19 protein-coding genes are annotated in these 21,869 nt (G+C 63.5%); 3 read left to right on the top strand and 16 right to left on the bottom strand.

Features of this window, described 5'->3' with window-relative positions:
- Positions 1–2: 2 nt before the first annotated feature.
- From EC919_RS15025 to EC919_RS15015, 3 genes are all read right to left on the bottom strand, one after another.
- Positions 3–875, bottom strand: a complete 873-nt coding sequence (locus EC919_RS15025; RefSeq protein ID WP_133775189.1) for an ABC transporter permease — start codon at positions 873–875, stop codon at positions 3–5.
- On the bottom strand, positions 862–1,935 hold the full coding sequence (locus EC919_RS15020; protein WP_133775187.1) for an ABC transporter ATP-binding protein: 1,074 nt from the start codon (positions 1,933–1,935) through the stop codon (positions 862–864). Before EC919_RS15020 ends, EC919_RS15025 begins: the two co-directional genes overlap by 14 nt.
- 102 nt (positions 1,936–2,037) lie before the next feature.
- On the bottom strand, positions 2,038–3,048 hold the full coding sequence (locus EC919_RS15015; protein WP_133775185.1) for an ABC transporter substrate-binding protein: 1,011 nt from the start codon (positions 3,046–3,048) through the stop codon (positions 2,038–2,040).
- A gap of 287 nt (positions 3,049–3,335) precedes the next feature.
- On the opposite strand from EC919_RS15015, the gene EC919_RS15010 reads away from it, so the two are divergent.
- Positions 3,336–4,226: a LysR substrate-binding domain-containing protein gene (locus tag EC919_RS15010; protein ID WP_133775183.1), complete on the top strand. Its 891-nt coding sequence runs from the start codon at positions 3,336–3,338 to the stop codon at positions 4,224–4,226.
- A 577-nt stretch (positions 4,227–4,803) separates the two neighbouring features.
- On the opposite strand, the gene EC919_RS15005 is transcribed toward EC919_RS15010, so the two are convergent.
- The 12 genes from EC919_RS15005 to gspE all read right to left on the bottom strand — a co-directional run bounded on the left by EC919_RS15005 (position 4,804) and on the right by gspE (position 17,528).
- Positions 4,804–7,194, bottom strand: coding sequence for a membrane-bound PQQ-dependent dehydrogenase, glucose/quinate/shikimate family (locus EC919_RS15005; RefSeq protein ID WP_133775181.1), 2,391 nt, complete (start codon positions 7,192–7,194; stop codon positions 4,804–4,806).
- A 148-nt stretch (positions 7,195–7,342) separates the two neighbouring features.
- Positions 7,343–9,697, bottom strand: a complete 2,355-nt coding sequence (gspD, locus tag EC919_RS15000; RefSeq protein WP_133775179.1) for a type II secretion system secretin GspD — start codon at positions 9,695–9,697, stop codon at positions 7,343–7,345.
- On the bottom strand, positions 9,681–10,217 hold the full coding sequence (locus tag EC919_RS14995) for a general secretion pathway protein GspN (RefSeq protein ID WP_133775176.1): 537 nt from the start codon (positions 10,215–10,217) through the stop codon (positions 9,681–9,683). The genes gspD and EC919_RS14995 overlap by 17 nt, the downstream gene beginning before the upstream one ends.
- Positions 10,214–10,903, bottom strand: a complete 690-nt coding sequence (gene gspM / locus EC919_RS14990) for a type II secretion system protein GspM (protein WP_432213824.1) — start codon at positions 10,901–10,903, stop codon at positions 10,214–10,216. The genes EC919_RS14995 and gspM overlap by 4 nt, the downstream gene beginning before the upstream one ends.
- The gene (locus tag EC919_RS14985) at positions 10,887–11,942 is read right to left on the bottom strand and encodes a PilN domain-containing protein (protein WP_133775174.1); all 1,056 of its coding nucleotides are present in this window, start codon (positions 11,940–11,942) and stop codon (positions 10,887–10,889) included. The genes gspM and EC919_RS14985 overlap by 17 nt, the downstream gene beginning before the upstream one ends.
- Positions 11,939–12,661 (bottom strand): general secretion pathway protein GspK, encoded by a 723-nt coding sequence (locus tag EC919_RS14980; RefSeq protein ID WP_133775172.1) that lies wholly within the window; start codon positions 12,659–12,661, stop codon positions 11,939–11,941. Before EC919_RS14980 ends, EC919_RS14985 begins: the two co-directional genes overlap by 4 nt.
- On the bottom strand, positions 12,658–13,299 hold the full coding sequence (locus tag EC919_RS14975) for a prepilin-type N-terminal cleavage/methylation domain-containing protein (RefSeq protein WP_133775170.1): 642 nt from the start codon (positions 13,297–13,299) through the stop codon (positions 12,658–12,660). The genes EC919_RS14980 and EC919_RS14975 overlap by 4 nt, the downstream gene beginning before the upstream one ends.
- The gene (locus tag EC919_RS14970) at positions 13,296–13,676 is read right to left on the bottom strand and encodes a type II secretion system protein (RefSeq protein WP_133775168.1); all 381 of its coding nucleotides are present in this window, start codon (positions 13,674–13,676) and stop codon (positions 13,296–13,298) included. Before EC919_RS14970 ends, EC919_RS14975 begins: the two co-directional genes overlap by 4 nt.
- Entirely contained in the window at positions 13,673–14,122 is a 450-nt protein-coding gene (locus EC919_RS14965; RefSeq protein ID WP_133775166.1) for a prepilin-type N-terminal cleavage/methylation domain-containing protein, read from the bottom strand. Before EC919_RS14965 ends, EC919_RS14970 begins: the two co-directional genes overlap by 4 nt.
- A 9-nt stretch (positions 14,123–14,131) precedes the next feature.
- Positions 14,132–14,560: a type II secretion system major pseudopilin GspG gene (gene gspG, locus EC919_RS14960; RefSeq protein ID WP_133775164.1), complete on the bottom strand. Its 429-nt coding sequence runs from the start codon at positions 14,558–14,560 to the stop codon at positions 14,132–14,134.
- A 33-nt stretch (positions 14,561–14,593) separates the two neighbouring features.
- Positions 14,594–15,808: a type II secretion system inner membrane protein GspF gene (gene gspF / locus EC919_RS14955; RefSeq protein WP_133775162.1), complete on the bottom strand. Its 1,215-nt coding sequence runs from the start codon at positions 15,806–15,808 to the stop codon at positions 14,594–14,596.
- A gap of 1 nt (position 15,809) precedes the next feature.
- Positions 15,810–17,528 (bottom strand): type II secretion system ATPase GspE, encoded by a 1,719-nt coding sequence (gene gspE, locus EC919_RS14950; protein WP_133775160.1) that lies wholly within the window; start codon positions 17,526–17,528, stop codon positions 15,810–15,812.
- 620 nt (positions 17,529–18,148) lie between these two features.
- Here gspE and EC919_RS14945 point away from each other — a divergent pair.
- Together EC919_RS14945 and EC919_RS14940 are read left to right on the top strand one after the other, a co-directional pair.
- Positions 18,149–18,388: a hypothetical protein gene (locus tag EC919_RS14945; RefSeq protein WP_133775159.1), complete on the top strand. Its 240-nt coding sequence runs from the start codon at positions 18,149–18,151 to the stop codon at positions 18,386–18,388.
- A 56-nt stretch (positions 18,389–18,444) separates the two neighbouring features.
- Positions 18,445–21,138: a beta-glucosidase gene (locus tag EC919_RS14940; RefSeq protein ID WP_133775413.1), complete on the top strand. Its 2,694-nt coding sequence runs from the start codon at positions 18,445–18,447 to the stop codon at positions 21,136–21,138.
- A gap of 50 nt (positions 21,139–21,188) precedes the next feature.
- Here the strand turns inward: EC919_RS14940 and EC919_RS14935 are convergent, their stop codons facing one another.
- Positions 21,189–21,839: a TetR/AcrR family transcriptional regulator gene (locus tag EC919_RS14935; RefSeq protein ID WP_133775157.1), complete on the bottom strand. Its 651-nt coding sequence runs from the start codon at positions 21,837–21,839 to the stop codon at positions 21,189–21,191.
- Positions 21,840–21,869 lie beyond the last annotated feature (30 nt).

Here is a 21,869-nt window from a genome sequence, read left to right as displayed (position 1 = left end):
GGCTACTCGAAGACTTGCTTGAACCGGCGCTCGGCCAGTTTGCTGCAACCCAGAATGATGATCAGATTGGCCAGCAGCAGAAGCATCGCGATGGCCGCGCCGAGGGGCCAGTTGAGGGTGCCCAGGAACTCGTCGTACGCCGCCGTCGCCACCACTTTCAGGCGTCGGCCGCCGATGATCGCCGGGGTGGCGAAGGCCGACGCGGCCAGGGCGAAGACGATGATCGAGCCGGACAGCACGCCGGGCATGATCTGCGGCAGGATGATCCGGCGGAACACCGTCAGGCGGGACGCGCCCAGGGACAGGCCCGCCCACTCGACCTGCAGGTCCAGCCGTTGCAGGGTCGCCCAGACCGCAATGACCATGAACGGCACCAGCACATGGGTCAGCGCAATGACCACGCCGAGCTGGGTAAACAGCATTTTTACCGGTTGATCGGTGATGCCCAGCGCTTGCAGGGCATCGTTGATCAGGCCGTTGTTGCCCAGCAGAATCGCCCAGCCCAGGGTCCGCACCACCACGGAAATCAGCAGCGGCCCCAACACCACCAGCAGGAACAGCGAACGCCAGCGTGGTGCCATGCGCGCAATGATGATGGTTTCCGGAATGCCCAGCAGCACGCACAACACCGTGACCGCGAGGGCCATGCCGCCGGTGCGCAGGAAAATCTCGTGGAAGTAATCGTCCTTGAACACCTCCAGGTAGTTGCCAAGGCTGTAGCTCGGCACCACGCCGTCAGTGTCGCTGAACAGGTTCAATGACAGCACGGCGGTCAACAGCAAGGGCGCCAGCAACAGCGCGATGAACACCAGCAACGCCGGCCCGCTCAGCAGCCACGGCGCCACGCCTACCCGCTCGGCGTCATACCTGGCCATGGGTGACCTCCCGATCCAGCAAGCGCAGGTCGTCATCCGACCAGTCCAGCCCGACTTCACTGCCCTCCTCCGGCGGCGGCGTGCCGAGATTGGGCAAGGTCATGTGCACCAGCCCCAGGCGGCTTTCCACCGCCATCAACCACAGATTGCCGAGGAACACCCGCAGCCTGACGCGCCCGGGAAACCGCCCGCTGCCCAGGGCCACCAGACGGATTTTTTCCGGGCGGATGTAGACGTTGACGTCATTGCCCAGCGCGCGGTCTTCGTGGGGCACATGCATCAGCGTGTCGTGGACCTGCACGTGGCAGCAGCGATCGTTGCGCAATTGCACGGCGCCGGCGAAAGCATTGGTCTTGCCGAGGAATGCCGAAGCGAACGGTGAATGCGGCCGCTCGTAGGCTTCGAAGGGCGTGTCGATCTGTACGATGCGGCCCTTCTGCATCACCGCAATGCGGTCGCTCATGGTCATCGCTTCGACCTGATCGTGGGTCACCAGAATGGTGGTGATGCCCAGCTCGCGCTGAATGGCCCGCAATTCGATGTGCATCTCTTCGCGCAGCTTGGCGTCAAGGTTGGACATCGGCTCGTCGAGGAGCAGCAGGTTCGGACGGATCGCCAGGGCGCGGGCAATCGCCACCCGCTGGCGCTGACCGCCCGACAGGGCTTTCGGGTAACGCTCACCGAGGCCGGCGAGGCGCACCAGATCCAGCGCTTCATCGACGCGCTTGCCGCGCTCGGCTTTGGGCACGCCGCGCATTTCCAGGCCGAAACTGATGTTCTGCGCCACGGTCATGTGTGGAAACAGCGCATAGCTCTGAAAGACGATGCCCAGCCCGCGCTGCTCGGGTCGCACGTGGGTGATGTCGCGGCCGTCGAGGACGATGCGGCCTTCGGTGGGCTGCACGAAGCCTGCGATGGATTGCAGTGTGGTGGTCTTGCCGCACCCGGACGGGCCGAGCAAGGCGATGAACTCGCCGTGCCTGACCTCCAGGTTCAAACCGTCAATGGCCCTGAACGTGCCGTAAGTCTTGACGATGCCTTCGAGGGTGAGAAATGCCATGGGCGTGCCACGCAGGCGGACCTGCGTCTCCAGAAGGGTGCTCGGGAAGATCGGCGCGTGCGTCGATCAGCGACTGTCGATCAGCGAAAAGAATCGGTGACGCTAGCGCTCGACGGTGCGGTTCCAGCGCGTGGTCCACTCGCTGCGCTGCTGGTTGATGGTTTCCCAATCGACCTTGATCAGCGCGTTGACCTTCTCCGGCCCGTACGGCATGCGCGCGGCGACGTCGTCCGGCAGCTTGACGGTCTGGTTCACCGGCGCGAAGCCGTTCTCCCGCGCCTGGATTTCCTGCACTTCAGGTGACAGCACGTACTGAATGAACGCCTGGGCCAGTTCGGATTGCGCGTTCGGGGTCACGCTGCACGCGGCGACCTGCAAGGCTATGCCGCCTTCCTTCGGGTAGATGAACTTGAGCGGAAAGCCGGTGCCCTGCAACGCCACGGCCCGACCGCTGCCGTACACCGCCATGACGATGTCGCCGTTCTGCATCATGCCGTCCATCTCGCCCGGCGCCGAGACCCACGCCAGCACGTTGGGGCCGATTTCGTCCTTCAGCGCCTTGAAGCCGGGGTCGATGTTTTTCTCGCCGCCGCCCCTCAGTCGGGCCATTTCCACCAGCGTGTGCAGCCCGTAGGTATTGGTGACCGGCGGCATGCCGAGCAATTGCTTGAAGCGAGGGTCAGTGAGGTTTTCCCAGGAATCCGGCGCCGCCCAGCCGCGCTTCTTGAAGGCCTCTTCGTTGTAGCCGATGCCGGTGGCCACCACGCCGATCCCCGTGGCTTCAGGGCTCAGTCGCGCCAGCGGATAGAGGTCCTTGTAGATCGGCGCGTCGCTGAGCTTTTCGCACAAACCCATCTGCAGCGCCTGATACATCGGGCCGTCGTCCATCATCGCCACGTTGATCTGCTGACGGCCCTTCTGCGCCTGCAGCTTGGCCAGGGTCTCGGTGGAGTTGCCGGCGACGTAGACGACTTTGACGTTGTGTTGTTTTTCGAAGGCGGGAATGACGCGGTTCTTGTACATCTGCTCGGTGGAGCCGCCGACGCCGGCGACGTACAGCGTGGTCTCGGCGAAGACGGGTGTGCTGCCAACGGCGGCAAGCGTCAGGGCCATGGCCACAGCGCTGCGATGGAGGGGACGAAACGGTCGTGCGGCTGAGGGAAGGTCAAGGCTATTCACAGACTATCTCCGAAGTGCGTGGGGCAGATCGAACAATGCGTCAGTTGCTTCGGGCTGAACCGAAGCCGTGCATGCAGCGTGCATGCTCCCGGCGACTCCAGCGCGGGGTGGCGCATCTTCATGTGCGCTATGGGTGGCTGGTTCGAGTATTGCGACGGGGTGTCCATATGGTCAAATACGGATATACGCCTTAGTTATTCATATTTGATATGGAGTGCGCCATGAATTTGAGACAGATCGAAGCCTTCAGAAGCGTCATGCGTCTGGGTTCCATGACGGCGGCGGCAGAGGTGCTGTTTACCTCGCAGCCGAACATCAGCCGGTTGATTGCCCAACTGGAACTCAGCACCGGGCTGACCCTGTTCAAGCGCGCTGGCGTCAGGTTGATTCCGACTCAGGAGGGTCAGGCGTTTTTCCAGGAGGTCGAGCGCGCCTACGTCGGGCTGGACAGCCTCAAACTGTCGGCCAAGAACATCCGCAATCTGGGCACGGGCCGCTTGCGGGTGGCGGCAGTGCCTTCCACTGGGCTGAGCATGATTCCCCGGGTGCTGAAGGCGTTCACCGAGACGCGACCGGAGCTGACCGTGTCCCTGCACGTGAACTCCTCGCCCACCGTTGAGCAGTGGGTGAAGTCGCAGTTCTGTGATGTCGGCATTGTGGTGCACCCTGGCGATGTCGACAGTCAGCAGATCGAGCTGCTCAGTGAAGTGGCGGCGGTGTGCGTGCTGCCGGCGGCCCATCCCCTGACAAGCCGTCCGGAGATCACCTTCACTGACCTGGAAGGCGAAACCTTTGTTTCCCTGTGCCACGGCGACGGCACCCGGGCGTTGGTGGACGGCCTGTTCGAGCAGGCGGGCGTGGAACGGGTCATGACCGTGGAGGCGCAGTACAGCGCGATCAATTGCGAGATGGTTGCACTGGGCATGGGCATCACCCTCGCCCACCCGCTGGTGGCCCGGGATTATCGCCACCGGGACATCGTCATCCGCCCGTTTGTGCCGCAGATCCTCTTCCCCACCTACGTCATGTGGGCACCGGCCCAGGTGCGAACGAAATTGTCCGAAGAGTTCGTTGAAACGCTGAAAGCGTTCTACCGGAGCATCGTTTTTTAGGAGCGCGCCGCGGCAGCGCCCCCCTTCAGACACCGATCGACTGCAGGAGCGTGGCTTGTCCCGCGATCTGGCGCGCAGCGACAGCATTCCAGGCGCCGCATTCCGTCAGGCGAAGCGGGTGCAAAGGTTTCACGACCGGTCCCCGGCCGATCGCCGGACAAGCCACGCTCCTACAATGGTTTGGGGTGTGTCAGATAGCCATTCAGGTTTGAGACATCGCGTTCGTCGGCAAGCCAGCGCCTGCACGTATGGGTACGCTGATCGCTCCAGGTAGTGCGACGATCCCCTGTAGGAGCGCGCTTGCCCGCGAACGCGGTGTGTCAGGCGACATCTTCATAGCTGGTCCACCGCATTCGCGGGCAAGCGCGCTCCTACAGTGTTTGGCGGTGTGTCAGATAGCCATTCAGGTTTGAGACATCGCGTTCGTCGGCAAGCCAGCGGCTACAGAGTTTGGCGGTGTGCCAGTTAACAAATCCATCGTCGGTCCAGTGGATTCCCGCGCAATCGCGCCCCTGCATCCGTACAAAAAAGGCCGTGACGCACGACGGCGTCACGGCCTTTTTCACACGTCAGCCCATCAATCCAGACGGAACGCGATCACGCTGTCACCCAATGTGGTGCCGAGCGAGCCATGCCCGCCAGCGGAGATGACGACGTACTGCTTGCCGTCGCTGCCCAGGTAGGTCGAAGGCGTCGCCTGGCCGCCCGCCGGCAGTTCCTTCTCCCAGAGCACGTCACCGGTGTTGATGTCGTACGCGCGGATGAAGTTGTCTGCCGTGGCGCCATGGAACACCACGCCGCCCGCCGTCACCAATGGACCGCCGTGGGCAACCATGCCCATCGGGAAGCCGATCGGAAAGCGTCCCGGCAGGAAGCTGGTCTTGAGGTTTTGGGTGGTGCCGGTGCGGCGCATCCACTCGGTCTTGCCCGTGGTCAGGTCGACGCCGACCATGCGGCCCCACGGTGGCGCAATGCACGGCACGCCCAGCGCCGAGGCGAACTGCTTGATGCGAATCGCGTAGTCGCCCTTGAAGTTCTCGTTCCAGTACGGCGTGCCGTCCTGGGTGAACAGCCGCTTCTCGGCGGTTTCCGGGGTGCGCTTGATCAGGTGGTAGGTGTAAGCGAGACGTACCGGCGCGGCGATAAGGATCTGTCGGTCCGGATCAACCGCCACCGAGCCCCAGTTGAACGCCCCGATGTTGCCCGGGAAGATCAACGAGCCCTGCTCGGTGCTCGGCGTCCACGGATTACCGTCGTAGCGCAGCGTGTTGTAGGTCGTGCGGCAGGACATCTGGTCGAACGGCGTCAGGCCCCACATCGACTTTTCGCTCAGGGGTTCCGGGATGAAGTTGATCTTCGACACCGGTTGAGTCGGCGCGAAATGCTCGCCCGGCACGCCACCCTGGGTCGACACCTTGACCTGATCGGCCGGGACAATCGGCTCGCCGGTCAGCCGGTTCAGCACAAAAATGTTGCCCACTTTGGTCGGCAGGATCAGCGCCGGTTGCGTGTTGCCCTCTTTGCCCACCTCCATCAGGGTCGGCTGCGACGGGTTATCCCGATCCCAGAGGTCGTTGTTCGAGGACTGGAACTTCCATTTGAACGCGCCAGTGTTCAGGTCCAGCGCCACCAGCGTGTCACGGAATTTTTCCGTGTTGCTGTTCGGGTCGCGGTTGATGCCGAGCTCGTCTGGCGAGGCGTTGCCGAACGGCACAAACACCAGGCCGTTCTTCATGTCGGCGCTCAGGGTGCCCCACGCCACGGGTGTGTCCTGCGGATAGGTCTGATCGGGCGCGATGGGCTGGGTCATGTCCGGGTTGGCGGGGTCGAAATTCCACACCAGCGTGCCGGTCACGACGTTGTAGGCGCGGATCACACCCGATGGGTTGCCGTCGTTGTAGCCGTTGTCCATCACCGAACCGCCCACGATGACCAGATCACCGGCAATCAGCGGTGCGGCCGTCTGCATCAACGCGTGGGGACGGATCTCACCCATGTTGGGGCTGAGATCGACCACCCCGTTGTTGCCGAAATCGCTGCACAGCTTGCCGGTGTCGGCGTCCAGGGCCACCAGCTTTGCGTCCGTCGTGGCGGTGATGATGCGCTTGGCGCACTGGATCGGCGATGCAGCGGCGGCAGCGGTGGCGGCGGTGGCGGCGGTGGCGGCCGGCGCGTAGTAGCTGACGCCACGGCAGGTCTGATGCTGCTGCAGGTAAGAGCGGTTTTTCTCCGGTTCCCACTTCCAGTCCAGCTTGCCGGTTTCAGGGTTCAGCGCATGCACTTCGTTGTGCGCGGTGCAGACATACACCCGGTTGTTGACCTTCAGCGGCGTCGCTTCGAAGGTGTATTCGCCGGCGTCTTTTGCGGCATCGCGCAGATCGCCGGTGTGGTATTCCCACGCCACGGTCAGCTTCTTCACGTTACCGGCGTTGATCTGGTCGAGGCTGGAGAAACGCTGACCGTTGTTCGTGCCGCCGTAGGCCACCCAGTCATTGCCGGCTTCACCTGTGCTGCGCGTCGCAACCGGGTTGTCGATCTTGCCCGCCACCGGGTACGGGTCGTAGAACATCACCGCCAGCACGATCAGGATCATCACGCCCACGGTGCCACCCAGAAACGGGTGGAAGCGGCGCGTGTCGCTCGGGTTCTGCGCCTTGTAAAGCGGACGCACCACCCACGGCAGCGCCAGCCAGAGACCCAGCAGCGCGAACAGGTCGCCGCGCGGGATCCACTGCCATTTGTCGAAGCCGACCTCGTAGACGATCCAGATCAGAATCCCCCACATCAGCAGCGCATACAGCGTCAGCGCCGACTGCTTTTTCAGGATCAGCAGCACCGCCGAGGCCAATACCCCGAGGGCGACAATCGAGTACGCCGCCGAGCCGCCGACGGCCACCAGTTGCGCACCCATATACAACAGGGCAATGGCAAAAATCGCCATCACCGCCCCAGTCACTCTCAAGATCATCGTTGGTTTTCCGTGTTGGGGCCGGTGATGGCTCCGTGTGGGAAGTGGGCGAAAGCGGGAGGTCCGAGCCGCCCGTTCGCAAGCGTCCCCGCCATATTAGCGCCCACACCCCGCGCCCCGGAAAACTTTGTTACCGCTGCGCAGGGGTCTAGCGCAGGGCTTGTGGCGTGCTGGCGCCGTTCAACAACTGCATCTGTTGACGATAATCGTCGGTGACCTGGCGTGCCTGACTGCTGCTGTTGATGACCCGCGGCGTGATCAGCACCAGCAACTCGGTGCGATCCTTTGACTTGCTGCGATTGCCGAACAGCCAGCCCAGTCCGGGCACCCGGCCCAGATACGGGACGGCGCTGACGCTCTCGCTGTTGTCCTGCTTGATCAGCCCGCCGAGCAACACGGTCTGCCCGCTTTGCGCAGCCACCTGGGTCGACACCGAGCGCGTCGAGATGCGCGGGTTGCCGTTCACCGTCACGGTGTCGTCGGCATCGCTGACCTGCTGCTGAATGTCCATGTACACCAGACCGCCCGGGTTGATGCGCGGCACGACGTTGAGGATCACACCGGTCTGCAAGTACTCGACGCTGCTGAGGGTGGTGTCCGAGGTGCCGGTGTTGACCGTGGTCTGGCTGATGGGGATGTTGTCGCCGACCTGAATCTGCGCGTTTTCGTTGTTCATCACCACCAGCGACGGCGCCGACAGCACCTGGGTGCGGCCGTTGGTTTCCAGCGCGTGAATCGCCACTTGCAGGTTGGTGCTGACGAAGGAATAGAACAGCGAATCGGTCGCGCCCAGCCCGGCACCGCCTCCCCCCAGCGCACCCTGACTGCCGGCGGTGTTGGCAACGGTGGTGCTGGTGGAATTGCCGGCCAGGCGTCCGAGGTACCACTGGACCCCCTGATCCAGCTCGCCGGTCAGCTTGACCTCGAGAATCCGCGTCTCGATCTGCACTTGCAGCGGCGCGTTGTCCAGACGTTTGATCGCCGCCTCGATCTCTTTCCACTGCGCAGGACGGGTGCGCACCAGCAACTGGTTGCTGCTTTTCTGCGCCGAGATGCGGGTGGTCGAGTCCAGGCCCTTCTGCCCACTGCCCGAGGCGGCAGTGCCCGAGGTCGAGCTGTCGTCGGAACCGCTGTCGCTGCCGGTGTCCGCGTCTTGCTCCTGTTCGTCGTCCGAGGTCGCCGTGTTCTGAGTACCGCTTTGGGACATGCCGCCTTGGCCGCTACTGTTCAGACCCGTAGCGGAACTCATCCCCGTGCCCGAGCCGAGACCGCTCGATGTGCCGCCAGACGTGCCCCCGGTCAACGACGACATCGAGCGCGTGCGCAAACCCGGCGCCACCTTCGCAGCGCTTTCTTCCTTTACCGCGCCCGTGCCGTAGATCTGCTTGAGGTATTTCGCCAGGTCAGTGGCCTTCATGTTGCGCACGTCGTACACGTACAGCTGCGGCTCGTTGCCGCCGCCCTCGTCGATGGTGCGAATCCAGGTGCCCACTTCGTTGAGGTACTCGGGCTGGGACGAGAACGCCACCACTGAGTTGGTCCGCTCGATCGGCAGAAAACGCACCATCCCGGCCAACGGCATGCCGCTGTCCGGCCCGAACAGCTTTTGCAGCTCCGGCATCAACTCGCTCACCGAGGCCCGCTGCAGGCCGAACACGCCCACCGACATGCCCTTGAGCCAGTCGACATCGAAAGTGTCGATGGTCTGCTGATAGTTCGCCAGCTCTTCAGTGGTCCCCGCCAGGCTCAACACGTTGCGCGCCGGGTCCACCAGCAGGAACGCGTTCTCCCGGGCAAACGGCTTGAGCAGCTTCTGCATCTCGGTGGCCGAGATATAGCGCAGCGGGAACAAACGCGCGGACAGCCCGGCAGACGGCTGGGCCACGGCCATTTCCGGCACCAGCTTGCCGGCAATGGCCTGGCTGGCCGGGAGGATGACGTAGCGATTGCCCTGACGGATCATCGCGTTGTCGGTCCACGACAGCAGGGTCTCCAGAATCGACAGCGCCTGCTGCGGGTTGACCGGCCGGGACGTGGAGAAACTGACTTCGCCCTTCACCCCTTGGGCGATGGTGTAGCTCTCGTGAAGCATGTCGCCGAGGATGCTGTTGACCACCGCTTCGATGGGCTGGTTGGCAAAGTTGAAGACGATGTCGCCTTCCGCCGCCCGGGGCGTGGCGGCGCCTGAGGGCTGTGGATTCACAAAACGCTGGGTGCCCCTGATGATCTGCCGGGTACCGGTAGTCACCGTCGAGCTTTCCGCAGGATTGGCTTGAGCCTGAACCGGCATCTGCTCGCTGCGTGGGTCGATCGGCCGACGTTGGCTTCCGGTTCCGTCCAGTGCCTCCCGCAACATGCCATTGTCCGGTTCAAGGGTCGTCGGCGCGGTCGCGCAGCCACTCAAGGCCACGGCGGCGGCCAGACACAGCAAAGGCGAGCGCAGCGTCGCGACTGGTTTGGTGCTGCGGGCACGGCGCAGGGAAGGATTACGGGGCAGGTTCATGAAGGTCTTCACGGGAAAGAGAAAGCGGTGGTGGGGTCGACGGCGCAGGCAGTCGCAGGCGCCGGACAGTCAGTATTTCGTTGCGCTCGCCGAGGCCAAACGTGGCACTGGTCGGGCTGATCGCGCGCAGGTTCCAGCCATTGGGCAACTGCCCGTTGAGGCGAACTTTCAGCGCCGGGCCGGTGGCGGGTTTGATCAATGCCAGCTGCACCGTGCCGTCGAGCAGCACCCCGGTCAGGGTCAGCCCGCTCAGGCTGGACGCTGCCTGAGTGGCGGACGGTTGCAGATCCGGGCGGCGGTCGACGCTGAACAGCGGGGTCTGCCAGGCGTTGGCGAGGCTAGGCAATTCCACGCGCGACAACGCCGGCGTTTTTGCCGCGACGGCCGGGCGATGATTCGGTGCGGCAGGCAGCCAGTCCGGCGACTGCCAAGTGCCGTTGAGCACCAGAGCAATCAGCACCAGCAGGACAAGGGCGACGGCCATCAGCGCGCGCTCGACCGTGATCGGGGAACGCATCATGGGGCGGCCTGGGCTGAGTCGGGTTGATCGGCAGCTGCCTTGGCCGCAACCGGCTGCAAATAGCCGCGAATCAGCAGTTGCACCGCCAGCCGCCCTGCCCCGCCTTTAGCCGGCGCACTGCTGACGCGGCGCACGCTCAAGTGGTCGATGAACAGCAAGGGACGCTGATATTCCAGCCCCTGCAACACCGCCATCAGTGGCTCGACGGCGCATTCCAGGGTGACGCTGACCTTGACCTGCCGGAACGGCTCGCTGCCCTCCTGCTCCGGGGTGATCGGCATGCGTTGGGTCAGCGTGCAGCCGGCGCCATTCGCGCCTTGGGCAGTGATGACGTCAGCGACGTGCTGCATGAGATCGGCAGCCACTGCGCTCGGGTCTTCGCCGGTCAACAGGCTGCCGCTGCTGGCCGGGTCCTGCCCGGCGGTTTCCAGCGCTGCGTTCAGGCTGTCACGCTGTTGCAGCAGGCCGGCGTAGCGCTGCTGTCGGGACCTGAGCTGCTCGGTCTCTTCGCCCATCTCCCGCAGCGGGCCGGCGAACCAGCTGTCGATAAACAGCCAGTAGCCCGCGCCCATCAGCAACGCGAGGACGATCAATGCAGCGCCGCGACGTTCACGGGGTGTCAGCGCTCGGGTCGTCCGCTCACCGGCCTTCAGCTCACGGGCCCTCCGTTCACAGGGCATGGGCATCCGGCTCATCGGCGGTCTCCTGATGCAGGCGGGCGTGCAGGGAAAATCGCTCTTTGCCGCTGCCGGCGTCGGGCTGGATGACGCCCTGAAACTGCGGGTTTTCCAGGCTGCGGCAGTCTTTCAAACGGTTGATCAGGGCACTGGCGCGCACGCTCTGCCCGGAGAACGACACCTCGCCAGCGTCGATTTCCAGCTGCTCCAGCCAGGTGTCGTCGGGCAAACAAGCGGTCAACTCACTCATCAGCGCAGCCATGGTCAGATGCGCGGCCTTGTGCCGGGTCAGGTAATCGGCGGCGCCCAAAGTGTTGGTCAATTGCTGACGCAGCTGTTGAACCTGCGCAACCTCACCTTTCTGCGACTGCACCGTGGCGCGCATGTCTTCGAGCCGCTGCCGGCGATCGTGCAGCCACAGGCCCATCAGCGTGACGAGCAGCACGACGCATGACCCGACAAGCACCCGACGTCGGTCAACGCCCGCGCGCGACTTCAATGGACGCGCGGGTTCGGGCAGCAGATCGATCCCCAACGGCGTGCCGTCCTCCGCGCAGACGTCCACGGATTGCGGCGTCAGGCCATGGGCGGCGCACTCCCCCAGAATCGCATTTATGCGCTCGCGGAGTATGGCGATCAGGGTGATCTGCAATCCGCCCGCGCTGCGTCCGTCCTGGCGCACGACATAGAGCAATTGATCGCGGGGATACGGCGTGTACTTGTCCAGCTCATAGCCGACCACGGCGGTGAGGTCCCGGGCTGCCGCTGTCGGCAATTGCAGTCGATGGATCATCACCACAGGGGTCGGCAGCATCAGCACATGGCGGGCGCCGGCCTGCACGTCGGGGCCGGGCATCGCGATCGGCCAACGATGGGTCTGCTGCGGTACCTGGGCCCTGAAGCGATGACGCAAACGCGCCGGCACGCAACCGCACAATTCCGCCCGCCAGAGCTGCCAGAACCCTTGCGCCGTGCTGCCCCGCCAGCGCCGTTGCACGGTCCCCAGATACGCCTGAAGCGGCGCAAGGACTGAAAGGAGTGACTTCATTCTTGCCAACGCAGCACCCGATACGGTTGAGCGTTACCCTCCGACGGAGACAGTAGAACGGTGGTCTGAAGCCGGGCGACAACGCCATCCGGCAGTTGCGCCTGACTGTCGATGCTCAGCACGGAGCCAGGGTCGGTGCCCGTGGCTGTCTGTTGCGGCAGGTTCAAGGCGCTGCGCAGCAACGGCGAGGCGAATGCCGCGTCCGGCCGCGACAGCCCGCTCCACAGCGTCACTTCCGGCGCCATGTGCTGGTAAAGGCGTTGCGTCATGCCTGACACCTGGCGCAGTTCTTCGATGACCCGCAACGGCGCCGCGCTGCCGTCTCGGCGCGCCTGCAAGGCCTGCCCCAGACGCGTCGCCTCGTCACGATCGGCGCCACAGGCCTGGGCCACGCGGGTGATGTCCTCGTGGCTGGCCGCATTCAAATCCAGCTTGCCGCGCTCGCTGCTGACGCTGACCACCATTCGTGCGTCGTCGAAGGCCAGCGGCACGGCGCGACCGTCGGCGACCCAGCGCGGGCGGTGATTCACGTCCAGCAATGCCTGCAACGCCAGGTTCATCCCGGCCTGGGCCGCCAGCAGCGCCTGGGTGTGCTGCCGCTGCCATAACGCCTGGCGGGTTTCCAACTGCACCCAGCCGGCCAGGCCGCCCAGTAACAGGCTCAGCGTCGCCACTGCCCAGAGCACCAGCAACAAGGCCACGCCGCGCTGCCGATTCATTGCGTGCCTCCCGACGACGCAGCACCGGCAGACCCGCCCGACAGATCAAGGCGCAAGGCGATGATTTCGCTCGGCCAGGTCACCGGGCCTTCCATCTGCACTTCGACGCGCACGGCGCGGGGCAAACGGTTGGGCCACGGCCACTCAGCCAGCCAGCCGGTCGCCTCACCTGTTGGCGTCACGCCGCGATAGCTCAAGGACACGCCCTTCACGTCGTGAAGCAAGACCTGCGGCTCACCCCACGCGCGCAATACGTTGTCTTGGACCTGGGCGAAAGCGATCTGCAAGCGACGGTCCGCTGCCGGGCCGGAGACTTCCAGGGTGTGCAACTGAATGCCGCCACCCAGGTTGCCCGGCAAGGTCGCCGCAAACTGCACGCGCTGCGCCGAGCCGACGAACAGCCCGGCGCCGGAATGGTCGTTTTCCGCCATATCCAGCGGCAGCGCCTGGCTGATGGCCTGGTGCAAAAATCCCTGGGCCGCCCGCCGTTCGTCCAGGCGCGAGGTGTAGCGATCGGCCTTGACCACCGCGCGGTTGGCACCGACCAGTGCGCCGCCGACCAAGGTCAGCAGTACGGCCAGCAGGCTCAGCACAATCATGATTTCCAGCAGGGTGAAGCCACGTTGGGGTCTGTTCACTGGGCGCCCGCCTTCGCCGGACTGACCAGTCGCAGCGTGCTGAAACGTGCCTGACGCCGCCCTTCGCTGACGGTCAGGTCCACCCGCAACAGGCGCGGCTGTCCGGCGCGGGTGGGCAATGCCGAGACGCCCATCGCCCACTGAATGCCGTCGTCCATGACGCCGCTGCTTTGGCCCGGCTGCAACACGCCAACAGCCTGATCGTCGAAAACCGAACGCGCCGCCTGGCTGAGCCGGTCCGCGCGATCGACCTGCTGCAACGACCGCGCGCTCTGTCCGAACGCCATCAGCAATACGCCACTGCACAGGGCCATGACCACCAGCGCGGCGAGCATTTCCAGCAGCGTGAAACCGGCTTGAACGTTGCGGGCCTTCATGGCAAAGCACGGCTCTTGACGCTGCCGGTCAGCCAGCCAACGTCAATGCGCCAACGCCGATCGCCCTGGAACACCAGCAGATTGCCGCCGCTGGAACTGCCATCCGGGTAGAACGCGAACGCTGCGCCCCCGCCCTCCCCTAGATCCGCGGCCGTGTTCAGCTGCACGCCGACCTCGGCGGGCCATTGTTGCGGCCGTTTGCCGGGGGCCTTGAAGGTGCGGCGGTCGAGAGTAAATGAAGTCTCGCGGGTCTGGCCGCTGATGATCGCCGCGCTGCGGGTCGTTCGAAGGGCCTGAACCATTTGCCCAAGCAACTGGCGATCCGCGGCCTGCTGCAAACCCTTGTGCAAGCCGAAGCCGACCATGCCGATGCCGATGCTCATCAAGACGATGACCACCAGCATCTCCAGCAGGGTAAAACCACGGCTTGGCCCAGGCGCGTTCATGCTCGCCGGTTACTCCCAGTTGCCCAGGTCAGCGTTGTAGCCTTCGCCGCCGGGCTGGCCGTCCTGGCCGTAAAAAATCAGGTCGAACGCGCCGTGCTGACCCGGGAAGCGATAGCCGAAGGCGTGACCGAACGGGTCCTTGAGGTCCGACGGCTTGGCGTACGGCCCGGCCCAACCTGAAGCGTTGGCCGGCCTTTCGACCAGTTGCTGCAGGGTCTTGGGCGGCGAACCCAGGTCCAGGCCGTAGCTTTCGATCTTCATGCTCAGGCTCGCCAACTGCGCCTTGCCAGCGCCGTACTTGCCCTTGTCGACGTTGCCGCCGACCTGGCGCACGACAATGGTCGCAACGATGCCCAGCAGCACGATGACCGCAAGCATCTCCAGCAGGGTGAAGCCGCGCTGGCGGCGGGTTGCAGCGGTGAACGGCGTGCGGCGCATCGGTCTGGTTCTCTGATTGAAAGGATTCGGGTTTCAAATATTGCTGGTCAGGCTCATCAGCGGCAGCATGATGGCCAGCATGATCACCGCCACCAGCACCGCCATGACCACGGTCAGGGTCGGCACCAGCGCCGCGAGCATGCGGTCGATGCCGCGTTTGGCCTCGACGTCGAACACGTCGGCCACCTTCAGCAACATGGTGTCCAGTTCGCCGGCCTGTTCGCCGACTTCGATCATTTGCAGGGCCAGGTCCGGCAGCAACGGTTGCTCGCCGAAGGCGCTGGCCAGCGTGCCGCCGCCTTTTACGGATTCACTGGCCTGCTCGACCTGCTGCTGCAACGCCCGGTTGCTGCACACTTGCCGGGCGATCACCAGCGCCTGCAACAGCGCCACACCGTTGCTCAGCAATGTGCCGAGGGTGCGCGCCAGCCGTGCGGCTTCGATGCGCTGAAGCAAGGGGCCAATCACCCCCATGCGCAACAGGCGCCGGTCACGTCGCAAGCGCCGTTGTGGGTCGCGGGAGCGCAGGGCGATGACCCAGACCAGCGCAATGCTGCCGGCCAGTAGCATCAGCCCGTCGTCACTGAGGAACTGCCCGAGCCAGAGAATCGCCTGGGTGATAAAAGGAATCGGCACGCCGAGGTCGCGGAAGATCGGCACGAATTGCGGCACGACATAAGCCAGCAGCAGCGCCAGTGAACCGAGCACACCGACCACCAGAAACGCCGGGTAGATCAGCGCGTTGATCACCTCGCCGCGCAGCAGCTGGCTGCGTTCCAGGTATTCGCTGAGCTGACGCAGGGTGTTTTCCAGGGCGCCGCCGGCTTCGCCTGCGCGGACCATGCTGATGTACAGCGGCGAAAACTGCCGGCCCTCTTCTTCCAGCGCCACGGACAGCGGCTTGCCGGCCTTGACCTGTTCGCGAATGCGCTCGATCAGCGCGCGGGTCTGAATCTGGTTCCGGGACCGGCCGGGTTGGCGCAGCAGAATGGTCAACGCGCGTTCGAGGGGCTGGCCGGCACCGAGCAGCGTCGCTAGTTGCTGGGTAAAGCTCATCAACGCGGCGCCGCTCAAGGTCCCGCGACCCAGAGCCTGACGCAGGCCACCCAGGCTCGACGGGTCGACCTGCAAGACCATCAAGCCGCGCTTGTGCAACAGAGCGATGGCCGTGTCGCGGTCGGCGGCGTCCAGCAGGCCATTGTGCTCAGCGCCCTGGGCGTCCAGCGCGCGGTATTTGAACGGGCTCATGTCATTCGCCTCGGGTCACGCGCAGGACTTCTTCCAGCGAAGTAATCCCCGCCACCGCCTGTCGCAGGCCTTCTTCATGCAGGGTGCGCAATCCGGCGCGCCGCGCGGCGTGCTCCAGCGTCGAGGCATCGGCGCGGCTCATCAGCAGGCTGCGCAGTTCTTCGTTCATCACCAGCAGTTCAGTGATTGCACTGCGACCGCGATAACCGCCGCCTGGCGCATCGCTGCGCGGCCTGTAAAGAAGAATCGGACGCTCGTCGGTGAAGCGCTCCAGCTCATGTTCGTCGATCAGCGCCTGGGGTGCTTCAAAGGCTTCGCGTGTGAGCGGATCCAGGCGGCGCACCAGGCGCTGGGCGAGAATGCCGTTGACCGTCGAGGCGATGAGGTAGCTCTCGACCCCCATGTCCAGCAAGCGCGTGATACTCGCCGCCGCGCTGTTGGTGTGCAGCGTCGACAGCACGAGGTGCCCGGTGAGCGAAGACTGAATGGCGATGCGGCAGGTTTCCAGATCGCGCATTTCACCGATCATGATCACGTCCGGGTCCTGTCGCACGATCGACCGCAGCGCCCCGGCGAAATCCAGGCCGATGGCCGGCTTGACCTGAATCTGGTTGATCCCTTCGAGCTGATATTCCACCGGGTCTTCGACGGTGATTATCTTGCGCTCGGCCGTGTTGAGCCGCGACAGCGCGGTGTACAGCGTGGTGGTTTTGCCGGAGCCGGTCGGCCCGGTCACCAGCAGAATGCCGTGGGGCCGCTCGAGCACCGCCAAAAAGGCATCGAGGCGTTCGCCGTCGAAACCCAGGCTGGGGAAATCGAAGTTGATGGTCTGTCGGTCGAGCAGGCGCATCACCACCGATTCGCCAAAACTCGTGGGGACGGTGCTCACCCGCAGGTCCAGCTCCTTGCCCTGAATACGCAGCATGATCCGGCCATCCTGGGGCAGGCGCCGTTCAGCGATGTCGAGGCGCGCCATGATTTTCAGCCGGGAGATCACCGCGGCTGACGAGCTGGACGGCGGCGCTTCGGCTTCGTGCAGCACGCCGTCGATGCGATAACGCACTTTCAACTGGCTCTCGAAGGGCTCGATGTGAATGTCCGAGGCCCGTTGCTCGACGGCGCGCTGCAGGATCAGGTTGACCAGCCGAATCACTGGCGCTTCCGAAGCCAGGTCCTTCAAATGCTCAATGTCTTCGGGCGAGCCGTTGTTGTCGTCAAGAGATTCGATCAGCGTGCCGATGGCGCTGCGGCCCTGGCCGTAATAGCGCTCGATCAGGGTGTCGACGTCATTGCGCGAACCGATCGACAGCCACACCGGCGCCTGACAGCAATAGGCAATGGCTTCGAAGGCGTAGCGCTCGCAGGGGTTGGCCGAGGCCACGTGTAAACCGTCCTCGCGCCACGCCAGCGGTACGACCTGGAAATGCCGCATGAAGCGCTCGGTCAGTGCCGGCAAGGGATCAAGCATGTCGGCCGCCGCGTCGAGCGTCAGGAGTGGCGTCTGCAGCAGCGCCGCCCAGGCCCGGGCCATCTCGGTTTCCGAGACCAGCCCCAGCCGGGTCAGTAACCCCAGCAACCCGGCGCCCTCGGATTCGGCCATCAAGCGCCGTGCCCGCTCCAGATCAGCAGCCTTCAACCCGGCGTTCGCGGACAGCCATGCGCAGACCTGCTCGGCGTCCGGAATGTGCAACTGTCTGGCGTCAAGCGGGTTCAAGGGCATGGTGATCAAAGGTCTGGTTGGATAACAGCGTGTGGCGTGCTGATTAACTGACAAATAACCAGGACTGCTTATTTGCGGCCACGCGTTATAAGCCGCGGACCATTTATCCAGCGGCTGTCATTGAGTGAAGATTTGCTGTGGGTGCTATCAGGGAGTTATCAACTCCCCCGTCGAATGCTATTAACCGCCAAAGTTGCCGAATAGAGAGATCGACAACTAAGGCGGCTATGCAGTCGTCTGATTGTTCGAGGATTACTCAGCGCGGACAGAGCTTACCAGCAAGCTAAACCTAATAGCAATTAGGTTTTCGACATCGCAATAATAGAGTCGTATAACAGCCTTTACGAGCAATAGTTGATCGTATAAGTCATATTTACTGGTCATAAATTGCGATTAAGACTGATTTTTCGTTTGGCTTCTAGCGGTGCTCTGTCTTTCAGAACCCTGACGAAGGGGCCTTTCTCAGCACCGCTCGTCTAATTAAAAAATAGTCTTGCAAACGCTGAACTAATCAGTAGATTCCCCGGACTTAACGTTCGTCCTGTTCCCATCCGGACGGGTTTGCGCGTTCACTTATTTTCCACACCCCATCAATCGAGAAACAATCGATGAATAGACCCATGCTGTCTGTTTGCAGCGTCGTGCTTTTCGGCGCCTGCAGTTTTGCTGCTGTTGCGGCGGACTCTACGAACAATCAAACAACGAACTCGGCAGAAACACTTCGCGTGCAGGTTGAAAAACAGCGCGACCAGTTGTCCGGTGTCGACAAGATTGCCGTGCCGACCGCCCAGACCTCTTCCGCCATGCTCGACGCGCCGGTCGATACCGGTGATGCGCCTGTTCTGGTGCAGAAGCCATGACCGACCCACGCACCCCGCCGTCCGGCCACCGTCAGCGACCAGTGAGCGCATTCCCGATGTCAGCCTTCAAACACACCCTGGCCTTGAGCCTGTTGTCCCTTGGCGTGCTGCAAGCCAACCTGGCACTGGCGGCGGTCACGCCTGCCACCGGCGACGCCGTCGAAGCCCGTGTCAGTTCGATCCTCGACAACATGAATCAGTCCGAGAAGATCAACTTCACCCGCGTCAACGACGGCCACATGATCCCCTCGCTGCTCAAGTGGGGCATCAAGGGCACCACCGCTTATGACTCGTCCATGGGCGTGCACGTCAACAACGCCACATTCGGTGCGCAGTACCCATCCCAATCGGCACTCGCCGCGACCTGGAGCATCAACCGCGCCAAGGAATTCGGCCTGGCGATCGCCTACGAGACGCGGATTTCGGGCGGCCAGCAAATGCTCTCGCCTGGCGTCAACCTGTACCGCACGCCGTACAACGGGCGCTCGGCGGAATACGCCAGCGGCGAAGATCCGTTCATCGGCGCCGTGCTGGCTCCGGCTGTGGTCAACGCCATTCAGGCCCAAGGCATTCAGGCGAGCGGCAAGCACTACCTGGCCAATGAACAGGAAGCCAACCGTCAGGCAGTCAACGTGGTGGTCGACGAGCGCACCCTGCGCGAGCTGTACCTGCCGGGCTTCGAGTCGATGGTGAAGAACGCCAACGTCGCGTCGATCATGTGCGGCTTCAACAAAGTCAACGGCGATTACGCCTGTGAAAACCATCACTTGATCACTGACGTGCTCAAGGGTGAATGGGGCTATCAGGGCATCGTGATCAGTGACTTCAACGCGATCCACAACGCGTTCAAAGGGGCGTGGGCCGGCACCGACATCGACATGCCGTCGGGCCTGCAATTTACCGAAGCCAACCTGATGCCGTATGTGTGGAGCGGCCAATTGAGCCAGAACGTCATTGACGACAAGGTCAAGCGTAACCTGCGCGCGATCGTCAGCTATGACTTCCAGGAAAACCTCAACACCGCCAAAACCCTGGACCACCCCGAGTACGGCCAGCGTGCTTCGCTGAACACGGCGCGTGAGTCGATCGTGCTTCTGCGCAACGAAAACACGGCAGCCGGCAAACCGCTGCTGCCTCTGGCACGCGACGCGAAGATCGCGGTCATCGGTGACTGGGCCTATCAGGCACCGGGTTCGCCGTTCGGCACCGCGAACTCGCCGCCCAACAGCTACGTCACCGAGCTGAGCGGTCTGCAGCAACTGGCGTCCAGCAGCACCAACGTCACGTACCTGCCCGAACTGAGCCTGAACCCAAAGGCCTCGGCCTGGTATCAGCCTGCCGTCGGCAGCAATAACGTGAACAACGCCGGCGTGAAGGCAGAGTACTTCTCCAACACCAGCTTCTCCGGAAGCCCGGTCGTGACCCGCGTTGAACCCGGCGTGAACCTCAACTGGACCACCGGCACCAACGAAACCAATGCCGGCACCACCTCGGTCTCCGGCTTCAGCCCGACCGTCGGCGCGTTCTCGGCGCGGTACACGGCGACCATCAAACCAACCGTCTCCGGCGCGCAGGTGTTCAAGGTCCGTGCGGATGGCCCTTACAAACTCTGGGTCAACGACGAACTGGTCCTGCAGAGCGACGGCAAGCCGTATGCCGCAGACGTGGTCAACGCGTTGACCACGTCGGGCAAAACCGCGGCACTGGTGGCCGGCAAGTCCTACAGCGTCAAGCTTGAGTATCAGCGCGTTCAGGGCAACTTCATCCCGGCACTGGGTGGCATCACCGGCGTGCAGATGAGCTGGGCAGCCTTGCGTCCACCGAAGGACCTGTCCAAATACGATGCGGTCGTCATCGCGACAGGCTCCAACTATGAGCACGAAGGTGAAGGTGCGGACCACGGCTTCGAGCTGCCTGACCAACAAGCGGAGTTGATCAGCTACGTCACCAAAGCCAACCCCAACACCATCGTGGTCATGCACGGCGGCGGTTCGGCGGACATGCAGCCGTGGGCGAACAAGGTCGGCGCATCGCTGCAAGCCTGGTTCCCGGGTCAGCAAGGCGGCCAGGCCCTGGCCGAGATTCTGTTCGGCAAGGTCAACCCGTCGGGCAAGCTGCCGATCACCATCGACAAGAAGATCGAGGACAACCCGAGCTACGTGTCGTACCCGGATCCGGCTGCCTACCGTGGCGACAACGCGCTGACCGAAATGACCTACAGCGAAGGCCTGTACATGGGTTATCGCGGTTATGACAAGAAGCACGCCAAGCCGCTGTATCCGTTCGGTTACGGCCTGTCGTACACCACGTTCGATTACAGCGACCTGAAGCTGTCGACCAACGTCATGGCGCCGGGCAGCACCGTCGATGTCACCTTCAAAGTGACCAACACCGGTGACAAGGCCGGTTTCGAAGTGGCTCAGCTGTACGTTCACCCGAACAACCCGGCGGTTGATCGTCCCGAGAAAGAGCTGAAGGGCTTCACCAAGGTTTACCTGCAACCGGGTGAAAGCAAGACGGTGAGCATCCCGATCGACTCGCGCTCCCTGGCGTACTACGTCGAGAAGACCGACAGCTGGGACGTGGACGCCGGCAAGTTCAAGATCCTCGTAGGGCCTGATTCCGAAGACCTGCCGCTGGATCGCACCTTGATCACGCTGTTCCCGGAACACCTGACCACCCGCGACAGCAACCCGCTGCCGCTGCCACTGCGCAAGGCAGTGCAGGTCAGCGCTTCGCAAACCTACTGAGTGGGTAACCCGGTCGGGTTCTGATCGGGGTTTACACAGTCACTTCAAGCTCAGGGACGAGCTTGAAGGTCGGCTTTCAAACGGCGCAAATAGCCCTCGAACACGGCCATCACGTCCACATCTTCCGGGGCCCTGAGCCACTGAATCTGCAGACCATCCATGACCGAAAAGATCTCCTGAGCGAGTGCCTTCACGTCGATGTCCGGCCGCACCTCCCCCGCTTCGATCAATGCCTGCAGATGCCCCCGTGCATGTTCGTGGGTGATATGAAAGCGCGTCTTGTACCAGTCGAAGGCCGGATGGGCCTCGGACAGACTTTCCGTATTGAGGACCATTGCCGCCTGGCACTCGGCAGCGTCCTGCACGCTGAAGCTCATGCTCATCCGCACGAACTTGATGAACCCCTCCAGCGTCATCTCCATGGTCAGTTCACTGAACCGCGACACCACCCGCTGATCGCGCCGCTCCAGCAGCGCATTGAGCAGCGCTTCCTTGTTCGGAAAGTGATGCAGCAGGCCAACCGTGGTGATGCCGGCCAGTTGCGCGACATCCTTCATCGACGCACTGGAGTAACCGTTGCGGGCAAAGATCAGCGTCGCTGCATCAAGCAAGGCAGCACGACGCATTTCTCCCTTGGGCGCACGGCGCCTTTTTGGCGGGGCCACCTCGGGCGAGTCATTCCCTGATTCGTCGTCTGTCATAACACCTTGTCTCGTTGATTCGCATAAAGC

This window comes from Pseudomonas graminis (assembly GCF_004364335.1).
Classification (GTDB): domain Bacteria; phylum Pseudomonadota; class Gammaproteobacteria; order Pseudomonadales; family Pseudomonadaceae; genus Aquipseudomonas; species Aquipseudomonas graminis_D.
This window is presented reverse-complemented; position numbering and strand designations above follow the sequence as displayed.